We start from the raw sequence: 13,985 nt of genomic DNA, 5'->3' as shown, positions 1-13,985 counted from the left end.
TACCACTGCAAAGACTTTAATCATTTATTTAAGACTGTGCTAGAAACTGCATGGAAATCATGTCTTTGTTTTCTTTATAACTAATGAGATTTTGTTTGAATTAATAGTGGCACTGATAGGATACTAGCTGTTCAGATAGATAAATTTGAAAAGAGGCAAACACAACTATGTGCCTGCCTCTTTTATTATTGAGATGAGTATGGAGCAACGCTTTCAGCTAATCCAACCATAGTCTTTAGTGACAAGGGCTTACTGGTGGAAATTGAGAAGGAAAAACCGTTTTGTGACCATGATACAACAGAAAATAGGTCGTTGTTTCCTTTAATGGTCAATTTACCATGGTCTGAGGGAACAGTCTTGATTTGTCTATATTCAGTAAAATCTCCGCTCTCATCCAGCTCTCCTTCTGTCATCTGGAACTTAATTCTGTCAGTATTGCTTGAGTAAATCAGCTGGGCGGTTCTCTCAAACAGAATCGAACTGGATTCCAGAGTATAATCTTTAGATAAACTCGAAGGCATATAAAGCTGAAAGGGAAGATTTTCAGACAGCTGTGACGGGCACTCATAATCTATAACGGGTGAGGTAGTTAGTAAAGGTGGTATAGGAGTGTCCGGTTTCATTATAAAAGGCTTAACCGTCATAAAACAAACCACAAGGGCTAAACAGGCTGCAATGGAAATCACAAACTTAAGAGAAATATGGGGCATAACGGGCTTTTTCGCCTCGGATATACTTTGCTCTGCCTGGGCTAAATGAGCCAAAACCCGTTGTTCCATATCTGGTGTAACATAGATCATTTCCTGCACCTGCCGATACTTATTCTTCAAAATCATACACCTCTTTTAATTCATCTTTCAAATAGCCCCTAGCCCGGTGTAGTAGGGAACGAACAGTAGACTCTTGCTTATCGAGTAGCTTGGCTATCTTTTTGGTAGTCATATCCTCCTGATAAAATAGGTGGATTACTTCTCGATACTTAACTGGCAACGAACCGACAGTATCCCACACAAAGGAGAGATCCTCCGATATCTCACAAGAGAGTGATTCAGACAATTCCTCCCAGCGTCGTCGCTGGTTATATTTAATTTTATTTTTGCATAAGTTGATGGCTACCCTCAATAACCAAGCCTTTTCGTGCTCCAGGCATTCAAAAACCGGCGCTTTCCGTAGCATCTGGAGTAAGGTCTCCTGCAAGATATCCTCGGCATCAGATATATTATGAAGATAGGAATGGGATAACCGCAAGAGAGCATCACCATGTGCTTTTAATGCAATCTCCACTCGCAGTATATTAGCGCCTCTGACTTGTGACTGCATCGCATCAGAATTAAGTCTTGGCTGATTGCTGGCTGCACTACTAAGGTTAATATATTGGCCAAAAAAGAGACGACATAAATAAATGATAAAATTTAATCCTGTTTTAATCCTGAAAAGGTATTTAAAGGACGGTTGTAGAAAGACGGGATTATTCGTCATTATACCCTCACTTTCTCTAAAATCATCACAAACAAGCGACCCGGAAAATTAACTATTTCCGGGTTGTTGTAATTGCATAGAACTGGAATTATATGATGCTTTTAATGATGGCTTGTAACTCTTCAACGGAGAGTGCACTATCTGGCATCAAGCAATAGTTGAAGCCATTTGATTCCCAAGAAGCTATGGAGACAAGTCCTTTATTTCCTTTCAGTGTAATCTTTAACTCTCCTATGGCGACAGTTTTTGTGGTCTCATACTCGTTGTAATCACCGCTAATGTCACCGGAGTTTTGCGATACACGATAATACAGTTTATTATCCCCATTCTGATAAACAATCTGTGCCATTTTAATCTCAGTGTCATTTATGATAGAAATAACGTCCTGCTTGTAATTCTTCGGAAGCAATGAAGGAACCGCAAAATCTACACCCATTGCCTTTCGTGCATCCTCCACAGTATTATAGCTCACATAGGGATTTGGAATCTCTGTTCCCTTTTTGTCGGCGTCTTTGCTTACTTTATCACCATTAATACTGATGCTACCGTCTTTTACAACGACGGCATTTTCATTACCGAGTATAATACGGAACAGTCCCACAGGCACATAAACGGAGCCACTGATTGTAACGGGAGCCGTACCAAGGGAAGTGGGTGCAGTCATACCAAGGGAATGAGTGCTATAGGCAAAAAAACTGTCTGTTCCAATAACGAAATCAGTTTCTCTCTCTCCGTTTTCAGCATGGAATGCCTTCTTTTTTTCATCCCATTTGACAGTAAAGCCAAGGGCTTCAAAAACTGCACGAGCAGGCACCATGGTGACATTATTGATCACTTTCGGCTGTAGTTTTATCACTATTTTATTCCCAGTAATGTGATACTCCTGATGAGTGGCAGTCAGCCCGTTCTTCGGTGCATTAGCGGCAAGACCCGTCATCGGAAATGTAAGCGCAAGTGTGCAGGCCATAATGGCTGTAGAAAGTTTATTCATAGTTAAGTTCTCCTCTCGTCTTGAACCGCTTATTTGGTTCTACACTGTGTAAACAACTGGCATAGAGGAAATGTTGCATGAAGGATGAAAATTTATCAGGGCAGCAGCCATTACCACTATGTTCATCAGAATATAGCGCATCCACAATCTGGAGAGGAATTGGACTTAAGTACGAAACTGTTACGCAATTTGCTTCTGAGGACGAACAAAGTCTCTGGATTAGATATATCGTAAGTATCATTAATTAGTCGGAATTGAGATTGACATTATTTTCAAATAAACTTATAATCAATTCGGAAATCGTAATAATTACTAATAACTTTGAGTTTTTTATGAGTATAGATATAGCTAAAGTATTTGAAATACTTCATATGGAATACAAGATATTTCAGCTGCAACTCAAGAACAATTTGCATCAGGAGATGAAATATCTTCTTCTAGTTTATTGTTGTCACAAATGAAGATCGTCCTGAAAGAATATCAAAAATTTAAGGCTTAAGTTAACAATAAAGAGACCCTAAACGAGGTCTTTTTTTATTTAAAGAAGCATGGATAAGTCAAAAAATATTGCAAAGTATCCAAAAGATATAAAAGCACTGCAGCTATGGATTTTGGTATTAATAAGTACATTTCCAATTTTAAAATGGAACTTAAGGCTAGCATTCTTTAAATAATAAATATAGTTTTCACATGATTAATTACACTATTTTATTGGGTTATATAAGCGATTTCAAGAGATTATCATGAAGTCAGAGAAAAGGAGGCAATATAAATGGAAGCGTTAACAGCAGCGAAGCCACTTAAACCCCGGGGGAAATCGGGTAAGTTCTGGAGGACTCTTTTTCAACAAAAGTATTTGTATTTTATGTCCATACCTTTTGTTGCTTGGGTATTCGTATTTAACTATATCCCGATCTGGGGCTGGACGATGGCATTCCAACGCTATCGGCCGGGTAAGTCTTTCATGAAGCAGGAATGGGTAGGGCTTGATAACTTCAGGGAATTGTTCCATGATGAACGGTTTTACATGGCACTCAAAAACACGCTGGCTATGAGCTTTATGGGGTTATTCGCAGGATTTACAATTCCTATCCTATTTGCCCTTTTGCTTAATGAACTGCGCCGTCAAATGTTTAAGCGTATTGTGCAAACCGTATCGTACCTGCCCCACTTCGTATCCTGGGTTGTCGTAGCTGGGATCATCAACAAGATGATGTCCATCGATGGCGGAATCAACGGACTACTTATGAATCTGCATATTATTGCTGAACCTATTCAGTTTTTGGCGAAAGCAGACTGGTTTTGGGGAATTGTGACAGCTTCCGATGTCTGGAAGGAGACAGGTTGGAATTCGATCATCTACTTGGCTGCAATGACGGGAATTGATCCGGAACTGTATGAAGCAGCCAGAGTAGATGGGGCGGCCCGGATTCGACAAATGTGGCATATTACGCTTCCGGGAATTCGGACAACAATCATCATTCTGTTGATTATGTCCATCGGAAACTTGATTAATATCGGTTTTGAAAAGCAGTTCCTGTTGAGCAATCCGATTGTTGCTGATAAGGCCGAAACCTTGGACCTTTATGCCTTGAATTACGGTTTACAGCTTGGGCGTTATTCCTTTGGTACGGCCATTAATATATTCAACTCTGTAGTTGCAGTGATCCTACTGTTTACAGCGAACACGATATTTAAAAGAACATCGAAAGAAAGCATTATGTAGGAGGGCAGGGATATGAACAGACAAAGCAGAGCTATTAACGCTTCTAGGTCCGATCAGATATTTGACATCGTTAACTGTTCCTTTATGACTTTGGCGTTTGTCATTACGCTTTACCCTTTTCTAAACGTACTGGCCATATCATTAAATGATTCTATGGATACCGTCAAGGGAGGGATATACCTTTGGCCGAGAAAGTGGACTTGGGCAAACTACGATGCCATCTTCTCCTTCAAGGGATTGATTACCGGATTTAAAATCTCATTGCTTAGAACTTTTATTGGTACGTTACTAGGATTGCTGAGCTCATCCATGCTCGCTTTCGTCCTTAGCCGGTCCGATTTTCAGGCAAGAAAGTTGGTTTCGACTTTTCTGGTCATGACAATGTATGTATCCGGCGGATTGATCCCGGGCTTTATCCTGATCCGTCATCTTGGAATGATGAATTCCTTTTGGGTTTATGTACTGCCCGGTATGGTAAGCGCTTGGAATGTATTTATCATCCGATCTTTTATAGACGGACTGCCCAGTGCACTTCAGGAATCTGCCAAGCTGGACGGTGCCAATGACTTTACGATCTACTGGAGAGTGATCCTCCCTCTTTGTAAGCCTGTGTTGGCTACTGTTGCTCTCTTTTTGGCAGTAGGTCAATGGAATTCCTGGTTTGATACGTTTCTTTATAATAGCACGGCGCGCCATCTAACTACTCTGCAATACGAATTGATGAAGGTGCTGCAAAGCACGCAGATCGGTTCCAATGATATTCATGATCCGAACATGTCACAACTAATGAATAGGATTTCACCGGAATCTGTCAAAATGGCCATCACCATCGTTGTAACTGTACCCATTCTGATCGTCTACCCCTTCCTGCAAAGGTACTTTGTGAAGGGGATGACCTTAGGTGCAGTGAAGAGCTAGTTTCGGTATCAACAGGGTTACCTGTTATACATATACAATATCTTTCAGGGGAGGCAGTACAGATGAAGGGGAAAACAGGTAAAATGATATTATCGCTAATACTGGTCCTATCTTTAACAATCACAATGATCGGTTGCAGCGGCAATAACAATGAAGAAGCCAATAATTCAAACGTCAATTCTAGCAAAGGAGCAGACAAAGGAAGCAATGACAACCAAGGTTCAGAGAAGCTTGAACCGATCACCTTCTCTTTTTTTGCAGAAGATCCAAATCCGAACTGGGTAGACATGCGGGATGATATCGGGAAAGTCATCACAGAAAAAACAGGTGTATCTCTGGATGCAGAATTTGCTGTAGGTGATCCTTCCCAAAAAGTATCGCTTATCGCAGTCAGTGGCGAGTATCCTGATTTGATCAGTGCAAAAAACGATATTAACAAGATGGTTGATGCAGATGCACTCCTTGACCTGACCGATCTGATAGAGAAGCATGCCCCTAATATCAAAAAGCTATACGGGAAATATATGAAGCGCCTGCGTTATAGTGAAACAGACAATAGTATCTATTCACTTCCAACTTATGCAGGCGTGGATGGTATCGGGTTTAGCGCAACCGGCGGTTTCGAGCTTCAGCATCGTGTCGTGAAAGAGCTTGGATACCCGAAGATCAGAACAGTTAAGGATTTCGAGAACGCTATCAAAACCTATCTCGACAAGCATCCGACCAATGAAAAAGGCGAGAAAAACATCGGTCTATCCCTGCTCGCGGAAGACTGGAGAATTTTGATCTCTGTTACAAATCCTGCATTCTTTACTACCGGTGCCCCGGACGATGGAGAATATTATATCAACCCTGAGACCTATGAGGCAATGTATCACTTCAGACGTCCTGAAGAGAAAGAATACTTCAGATGGTTGAATCATATGAACGATATTGGTCTGCTGGATCGAGAGTCCTTCATACAAAAATTTGACCAATATAAAGCGAAAATCGCATCAGGCAGCGTATTGGGCTTGATCGACCAAGACTGGGAGTATGGTGACGGTGAGAGAAGCTTGAAGGCAGAGGGGAAATTCGATCATGCCTACGGTCATTATCCGGTTACCCTGAATGAACAATTCAAAGATCATTCTTTCCAGTCAACTGGCTTCATGGCAGGTTACGGTATTTCGATCTCTAAAACTTGCAAAGATCCGGTTCGTGCCATTAAATTCCTTGATTATCTCGCCTCCGAGGAAGGCCAAGTTCTTACCTATTGGGGTGTTGAGGGTATGCATTACGTTGTAGAAAACGGTGTGCGAAAAATTCCTCAAGAAATCAATGATCAAAAAATCAACGATTCCATTAATTTCTCCAAAAAAACAGGTATAGGCTTTTATAATAACATAGGTCCGCACTATGGCGACGGCGTAAAGGATTCCACAGGCAACTATATTACTACTAACTTTCCGGAACTAATTGAAGCTTCCTATAATGATGTGGAGAAGGAAGTGTTAACAGGCTACGGCATCAAAAATTGGAAGGAGTTATTCCCGGGTGAATCTGAATTCCCGGTTAAGCCTTGGGGTGTAGCATGGAACATTTCTGCTCCAGCTGACTCCAAAGTCAGTGTGCTAGCTGAGAAAATGAAGGATATTACCTGGAAGCGTATACCTGAAGCGATTCTTGCAAAACCTGAAAAATTCGACGCCATCTGGGATGTTTATATGAAAGATATCGAGAAGGCAGGCGTGAAAGAGATGGAGAAGGAATATACGAAGCTGATTCAAGCACGCGTGAAGCTTTGGAATGAATAATTAAACATTAAAATTAGCCTGTATAAAATACAGGCTCTTAAATTTAGACAGACAGAAATGATTCGCGATAAACGTTAGCTGTAAAAGTTACTAATAATGCTTTTAATAGGAGTAATGTATGCCATAATGAACCTCTTAAATAACATGAGGATACGGAACAAATTGATATTATCCTTCATCATTGCTGTATTTGTTCCGGTCATAATAGTAGGTTTTTTTTTAACGTTAGAACTGCGGAAAATGGCATTGAATAACGCCTTAGATCAGAGTGTAAAGAATGTGGAACGGTTGAAGAAACGGACGGAGGATTTATTGTATTCTCCTTCCGATGTATCTTATCGTCTGTTATTTGACCGTCAGCTGAGTAGGGTTGTCACCGCTCAATATACATCCGTATACGATGTAGTCAAAACGTATAACGAATATAAAAAATTTCAAGAATACGTGGATTTATATAAAGAAATTGAATATTTTCGTTTCTTTATCAAGAATCCTACGATGTTAAATAACTGGATTTTTAACCAGCCAACACCGGAAGTCATGCAGATGCCATGGTATGTAGATGCGATGAACGCCAGGGGACTAATTACGTGGAGTTTCATTGAGGATATTAACACGCACAAGAAACAGTTGTGTCTGATCCGACGAATAGATTTTTTGGAAACTCATAAAACCGGAGTGTTGGTAATTGCTATCAGTACAAATGAGTTGGAATCCATCGTAAGCCAGGAGCCTTTCGAGACCATGATTGTGGACAGCTATAACAATATCGTGGCAGCAAATCATGAAAACCTAACTGGAAGGTCCTTGGAGGACATTCATTTGGATACTGAATTAATGGATCACGGCAAAGGAACCTACGATGCTCTTGTGGATGGTAAGAAATCAAAGATTGTTATTGAAGAGCTGATGCCAAGATCAAGTCTAAATGGAATGCGTATTATTTCCATTTATTCCGTTGAATCCATTGTTAAAGATGCCAATCGGATCAAAATGCTGGCTCTGTCCGTGATCATCGCCAGCTTGTTTGTGGCAGTTTTGCTGGTTTACTTTTTCTCCATGTTAATATCATCACGCCTATTGCGCCTAAGCAAACATATCAACAAGGTAGCTTTGGGAAATTTAACGATAACAATGCAGATTGAAGGTAAGGACGAGATTGCCCAACTTTCCCGTCAATTCAATTCGATGGTGGGCAGTATCCGCGCGTTGATGTCGGAGATTCAAGAATCTAACCAGCAAAAAAGCTTGCTGCAGCAAAAGCAAACTGAAATCAAACTGAAAATGCTGGCAAGTCAAATCAACCCGCACTTTCTGTTTAATGCCCTTGAATCGATCCGGATGAGAGCGCATTTGAAGGGAGAAGCTGAAATATCCAATACCGTACAGATGCTTGGAAAAATGATGCGGAAGAACCTGGAGGTCGGCAGCAGGAGCATCCCGCTGAAAAGTGAGATTGAAATGATTCATTGTTATTTGGAAATCCAAAAATTTAGGTTTGGAGACAGATTAACCTACAAGATGGATGTGGAACCTGCTGCCCTAAACGTGCCGGTTCCACCACTGATCTTACAACCCTTGGTCGAAAATGCAGTCATCCACGGATTGGAAAATAAGATGGAAGTGGGTTGTATTTTCATAAGCGTGACACGCCTTCGAGATGAACTTCAGATCGAGGTTGTTGACAACGGAATAGGCATATATCAAGAAAAGCTCGAAGCATTGCAAAGCTCCCTGGAAGACGTAGAGGATGAAAAAAATAGGATTGGTTTACGAAATGTACATCAGCGTCTTGTGTTGACTTACGGCAATACATATGGGCTTCACATCGATAGCAAAAGCAATCAAGAAACGAAGGTGAGTTTTCGAATTCCGCTTGGAGGAGATAAGCATGTATAAGATTCTTATCGTAGATGACGAGCAGTACATTCGGGAAGGATTGAAAACACTAATTCCCTGGGAAAACGCTGGTTTCCAAGTCTGTGATGCGGCTTCTAACGGAATAGACGCCATTGAGAAACATAAAACAATGCTGCCGCATCTCATGATCATTGACATCCGTATGCCAGGCATGAATGGATTGGAACTGATCGAGAGGCTCCGAAAGGAGGATCCCGATGTTCATTTTCTTATATTAAGTGGATATGCGGATTTCGATAATGCTAAAAGAGCCATGACCTATACAGTGGACAGTTATATTTTGAAACCTGTGGATCAGGATGAATTATTGGATTACCTGCATCGTTTAAGGAGCATCCTTGATGGGGAGCAAGAAGATAGACGGGAGAAGATGAAAGTAGGTTTGATTCAAGCTTTGCACTTGGGCGCAGTCACCCCGGAACTGGCGGAGCATGCCATCCGGTATAACCTGATGTTGAAAACCTGTCAGGTGTTGGTGATTGAGTTGTCCAGCGAGAAAAAAACAGCCGAAAAAGCGCTATACCGAATGGAAGCGTTGCTTAAGAAACACTTTGAGGCTTCCGGACGTGGAGAAGTAGTTCCCATGGGTTCCTACACGGGGATTCTTCTAAATGAGGATATAATCCAGGAAGAGGATCGAAAAGCCCTACATTCGGAGCTTATTCAATTACTTGGTTCAGAGCTTGATTTCTGTGCCGCCATTGGCAGTCCAGTACATTCATTGACTGATGTAGTACATTCTTATCAAAAGTGCATAGACCTTTTGGCCTTCCGCTTTTTTATGCCAGGTGAAGACTTGCTGCATACCGCTCCCGACTTTCCATCATTGGAGCAGGAGATACCGCTTGATTTGGAAGAGTTTTCCCAAACATTATTGATCGCTCTAGATGTCGGAGATATGGAAGCTGCACAGAAATGTATTATTTCAATGGGAGATGAGATGGTTCAGGCCGGGTACAGGGAGCAAGATATGAAGCTCGCATATGCGCAGATCATTTCAACGACCATAAACAAGTTGTTACTCTCTCTACCAACGAAGCACGATGTCATACAGGATGCTCGTGGTAGAATCGTTCAGTTGTATCAGCAACAAAGTAGATTTGATCTCAACAGGTTTGCGATGCGGTTGTTATCTGATTTAAATAGACAGATTAAATCAAGTAATGGAGATACTTCATTGAAGCAGTTGATCGAGTTTATTCAGCGGAATTACCACAAGAATCTCAAGCTGGAGAGCCTAGCGGATTCCTTTAATTATAACAACGCATATTTAGGTAAAATTTTCAGAAATTATACGGGAGAGCCCTTTAGGACTTATTTAGATAAAGTACGTATGGATCGCGCCAAATCCTTGTTGGAGCAGGGATATAAAGTATATAAAGTAGCAGAGTTGGTTGGTTTTCCAAACGTTGATTACTTTCATTTTAAGTTTAGAAAATATGTCGGTTGTTCCCCTTCCGATTACAGGAAAGCCCATTCTTTACAGTAGAAGCGCTTAAGGTAAGGGTGAGTGAAGGCTCGGTCTTTTTGACCGGGTCGATTGTTTTTGTAATGTGCCTTGCGTTGAATTCAGCAGTATCATTCAAGTCCTAAACGGGTCAGGCCAGTGTTTACCCTAGCCAAGCGCGGGGGAGTCCAGTGTGAGGAGGAATGAGCCTATAAATTTTATATGAAATTTAGTAGTAGAATGTTGGGTATTAAAAAGTATTTGTATATTTTATAATCAAATAGAAATGTAAGCGGTTTCTTGTTATGGAGAAACCTGCTTGAGAACGCATCTTGTGAATCTCAATTTAAATAACTATTATACTCGATTGATAATACCTCTTAGATCTGACCCTTTCGACCTCTATATGCCTATCAACTAAACTATACCGATTTGACACGCTACTTTTTGGTAGCCATGTGCTTTTATTACGCAGTAGTCAGCCTATTTATTTGTAGATGAACCGTTGTCCATTATAATGCAATTTCACCAGAGTACACCTACTTTATATTCCTTCAACGTTCTAGCCAACATTACCATCGGCTCTTAGTTTGGAGCTTCTTTCTCCTACCTATCCATCCCTCAAGTTATTTATTTTATCTCTTTACAACATTAAATCCCTATGGATTTTTATTATGTAAGGCATCCATAAAGATATTAATTATCCGATTATCTTTACAACTTAATGCGTAATTCGCTAAATGACAATGAGACACCAAGAGATACCATATAGATAAGCGAGTGATCCTTTGATAAAGGGGGGATTAACGGGGAATTGCCTAGACGCTTCAATTCTTGTACAGCAGAGAATGGTGCGGACAACCTCCATCTGAGCGTCCACTGACCATCAGGTATATGAAGGTTTCGGTAAGCCGAGAAAAAGTGCAACAAACAATTTAAGGAGGTAGTTATACATGTTGAAAAGAATGATTGCGGTTTTTTTTGCATCTCTTATCACCTTCATGGCCGTATCCTTCGTCCCAACTGAAAAAGTTAAGGCCGAAGAAGTTAATTCGGTAGTATCCAAAAACGGCCAATTGCGAGTTTCTGGAAACCAATTAGTGAACCAGGCAGGAGAAGCGATCCAATTAAAGGGTATGAGTTCACACGGCTTGCAGTGGTTTGGACAGTTTTCGAACTACGACAGTATGAAATGGCTAAGAGACAATTGGGGTATGACCGTGTTTCGTGCTGCGATGTATACGCAAGATGGCGGATATATCAATGACCCTTCCCAAAAAAATAAAGTGAAACAAGCTGTACAAAACGCTATTGATCTTGGCATCTATGTAATCATCGACTGGCATGTGTTGGGTGAGCAAGACCCGAACGTCTACAAACAACAAGCAAAGGGATTTTTTAGTGAAATGGCCTCCTTATATAAGGATTATCCGAACGTGATTTATGAAATCTGTAATGAGCCTAATGGGTCTGCCACTACATGGAACGGTAAAATTAAGCCTTATGCTGAGGAAGTCATTCCGGTTATCCGTTCCATTGCTCCGGATAGTATTATTATCGTAGGAACCGGAACATGGAGCCAGGATGTGCAGGATGCGGCGAACAATCCGCTCTATTACAGCAACATTATGTATACAACGCATTTTTACGCTGGTACTCATGGTCAATGGCTAAGAGACCGTATAGATTATGCGAGAAGCAAAGGTGTAGCTGTATTCATCACGGAGTGGGGAACAAGCGATGCCTCTGGAGATGGCGGTCCATTCCTTGCCGAATCTAAGGTTTGGACGGACTTTATGCAAGATAGAAAAATAAGCTGGGCCAACTGGTCGTTATGCGATAAATCGGAGGTATCCGCTGCACTGGTGCCAGGCGCAAGCCCGTATGGTGGGTGGTCAGATGCACAGTTAACTGCATCCGGTAAGTTTGTCAAAGACCAAATGTATGGATCCTCGCAACCGCCAAGTGATGGCATTGTTTCAGGTAAAATCTACAAATTGGTTAACGTAGGTAGCGGTAAAGCATTGGATGTAACTGCTGCAGGTACTTCAGACGGTACAAATGTACAGATCTGGGATGATAACGGAACCGGTGCTCAGCAGTGGGTAATCACAGATGTCGGCGGCGGGCTGTACAACGTCATTAACGTCAATAGCAATAAAGGTTTGGATGTAGCGGGTACAGTTAGTGGTTCGAATGTACAAATATGGAGCTATGGTGCCGGAGCTAATCAGAAGTGGAAAATTGTCAAGGTTGGGAGCGCTTATAAATTGATTGCCAGCCATAATGGTAAAGCTTTGGATGTAGCTTCCGCAGGCACTGAAAACGGTACGAATGTTCAAATTTGGGATGACAATGGCTCGAACGCGCAAAATTGGAATCTGTATCAATTAAACTAACTGTCAGTTATGGAAAGAACTGATATAGCAGCCACTCCATATCGATCAAAGGTTGGATTTATAACTTTAAAATCGAATGGCAATGACAATATGCATTTGTTACATGAAGGACTGGATATTATTGAGTTGGAGAGCGATAGAGGATTTAATCTCCATCGGCACCATCGGCTTGATTAAAGCCATTGGGAAGTGTAGGATCTCACGGAGTTAAGCTAACATTAAAGTACTAAAAGGCGACTTGTCTGCGGATAAGTTGCCTTTTTTAGGAAAGTTGATTAGATAACAAAGTATCCCGGATCCTGGAATATTATAAAACGGGATACCTCATTAGCTGTAATAATATCGGACAGGGTCGCCCTGCAAAGCACCCACGATTTCTTCCAGCTTACCTGTTGCTCCCATATCGCCAGCCAGGCTTGAATCGGGTTCGGTTATGGGATCAACACCCGGGCCGCGTCCGTCAAGCGGAGCTTTCTTGTCGTCCTTCATTTAATCGTCTCCTTTTTGTGTAATCTTTGTATTTCTTTCCAATCGAAATCAAGAAAATATGATATAATGACGTCGTTATTGTAAGTTGCATTTTTAATATGAAAATAGGATGGACAATATGAGGGCATATATTCATAACGTCGATAAAAAACGATTGCTTATTATGATTATCGGCAATGTATTTCTGGGCATGGGAATTAGTATTTTCAAGCTGTCCGGTATGGGGAATGATCCCTTCAGCGGTATGGCAATGGCACTTGCAGAGAGCGTCGGTATAACATATGCGAATTTTTTGATCTTACTGAACCTTGTATTGTTTGTAATCGAATTCATAACAGGACGAAAGTTTATTGGATTCGGGACTTTCGTAAACGCAATTCTTTTAGGATATATTGCTACTTTCTTTCATAATAATTGGCTATCTCTGTTCGGCGAACCTCAGTTGTTATGGCAGCGAGTGGTTATCGTAGCAATTGGTGTGGTGGTATGCAGTTTTGGGGTATCTCTGTATCAGACATCGAAGGTGGGAGTAGCTCCCTACGACAGCTTGTCCCTGATTATGAGAGAGAACTTCCCTAAAATATCTTATTTTTGGCACCGGATGTTTACGGATGCTCTTTGTGCTCTGATTTGTTTCCTGGCAGGAGGCATTGTGGGCTTAGGAACTTTGGTGTCAGCACTTGGTCTGGGACCCATCATTCATTTTTTTGATGTGAATTTTACGGAGAAGCTTCTGGCAAAAAGGCGTACCAATTAAAAAGTTTATGAATTAAAGAAAGGCGGGGCAGATCAATCTGCCCCGCCTTTACTGTAATTTGAA

At 41.2% G+C, this 13,985-nt stretch carries 12 protein-coding genes; 8 read left to right on the top strand and 4 right to left on the bottom strand.

Annotated features, from left to right (window positions below):
• Positions 1-185: 185 nt before the first annotated feature.
• From MKY52_RS02065 to MKY52_RS02055, 3 genes are all read right to left on the bottom strand, one after another.
• On the bottom strand, positions 186-830 hold the full coding sequence (locus tag MKY52_RS02065) for a hypothetical protein (protein WP_341049548.1): 645 nt from the start codon (positions 828-830) through the stop codon (positions 186-188).
• Positions 820-1,479 (bottom strand): RNA polymerase sigma factor, encoded by a 660-nt coding sequence (locus MKY52_RS02060; RefSeq protein WP_341049547.1) that lies wholly within the window; start codon positions 1,477-1,479, stop codon positions 820-822. The genes MKY52_RS02065 and MKY52_RS02060 overlap by 11 nt, the downstream gene beginning before the upstream one ends.
• A gap of 88 nt (positions 1,480-1,567) precedes the next feature.
• Complete coding sequence (locus MKY52_RS02055; RefSeq protein WP_341049546.1) at positions 1,568-2,470, bottom strand: stalk domain-containing protein; 903 nt, start codon at positions 2,468-2,470, stop codon at positions 1,568-1,570.
• Positions 2,471-2,547: 77 nt separating this feature from the next.
• Here MKY52_RS02055 and MKY52_RS02050 point away from each other — a divergent pair, with 77 nt between their 5' ends.
• The 7 genes from MKY52_RS02050 (at position 2,548) to MKY52_RS02020 (ending at position 12,676) form a co-directional block, all read left to right on the top strand.
• On the top strand, positions 2,548-2,718 hold the full coding sequence (locus MKY52_RS02050; RefSeq protein ID WP_341049545.1) for a hypothetical protein: 171 nt from the start codon (positions 2,548-2,550) through the stop codon (positions 2,716-2,718).
• Positions 2,719-3,242: 524 nt separating this feature from the next.
• Positions 3,243-4,196: an ABC transporter permease gene (locus MKY52_RS02045; RefSeq protein ID WP_341049543.1), complete on the top strand. Its 954-nt coding sequence runs from the start codon at positions 3,243-3,245 to the stop codon at positions 4,194-4,196.
• A gap of 12 nt (positions 4,197-4,208) precedes the next feature.
• Positions 4,209-5,114: a carbohydrate ABC transporter permease gene (locus MKY52_RS02040; RefSeq protein WP_341049542.1), complete on the top strand. Its 906-nt coding sequence runs from the start codon at positions 4,209-4,211 to the stop codon at positions 5,112-5,114.
• Positions 5,115-5,176: 62 nt separating this feature from the next.
• Positions 5,177-6,910, top strand: a complete 1,734-nt coding sequence (locus MKY52_RS02035; RefSeq protein WP_341049541.1) for an ABC transporter substrate-binding protein — start codon at positions 5,177-5,179, stop codon at positions 6,908-6,910.
• Between the two features lie 162 nt (positions 6,911-7,072).
• Entirely contained in the window at positions 7,073-8,809 is a 1,737-nt protein-coding gene (locus MKY52_RS02030; protein ID WP_341049540.1) for a sensor histidine kinase, read from the top strand.
• On the top strand, positions 8,802-10,319 hold the full coding sequence (locus tag MKY52_RS02025; RefSeq protein WP_341049538.1) for a response regulator transcription factor: 1,518 nt from the start codon (positions 8,802-8,804) through the stop codon (positions 10,317-10,319). Before MKY52_RS02030 ends, MKY52_RS02025 begins: the two co-directional genes overlap by 8 nt.
• A 914-nt stretch (positions 10,320-11,233) precedes the next feature.
• The gene (locus MKY52_RS02020; protein WP_445671007.1) at positions 11,234-12,676 is read left to right on the top strand and encodes a cellulase family glycosylhydrolase; all 1,443 of its coding nucleotides are present in this window, start codon (positions 11,234-11,236) and stop codon (positions 12,674-12,676) included.
• Between the two features lie 327 nt (positions 12,677-13,003).
• Here MKY52_RS02020 and MKY52_RS02015 read toward each other — a convergent pair whose 3' ends face one another.
• Positions 13,004-13,165 carry a hypothetical protein gene (locus tag MKY52_RS02015; RefSeq protein ID WP_341049537.1) on the bottom strand — a complete coding sequence of 54 codons (162 nt, stop codon included), beginning with the start codon at positions 13,163-13,165 and terminating at the stop codon, positions 13,004-13,006.
• A 118-nt stretch (positions 13,166-13,283) separates the two neighbouring features.
• On the opposite strand from MKY52_RS02015, the gene MKY52_RS02010 reads away from it, so the two are divergent.
• Complete coding sequence (locus MKY52_RS02010; RefSeq protein WP_341049535.1) at positions 13,284-13,922, top strand: YczE/YyaS/YitT family protein; 639 nt, start codon at positions 13,284-13,286, stop codon at positions 13,920-13,922.
• Positions 13,923-13,985 lie beyond the last annotated feature (63 nt).

This window comes from Paenibacillus sp. FSL P4-0184, assembly GCF_038004625.1.
Taxonomy (GTDB): domain Bacteria; phylum Bacillota; class Bacilli; order Paenibacillales; family Paenibacillaceae; genus Paenibacillus_AQ.
Note: the sequence above shows the minus strand (reverse complement) of the source record. Positions and strands in the feature narration are given on the sequence as shown.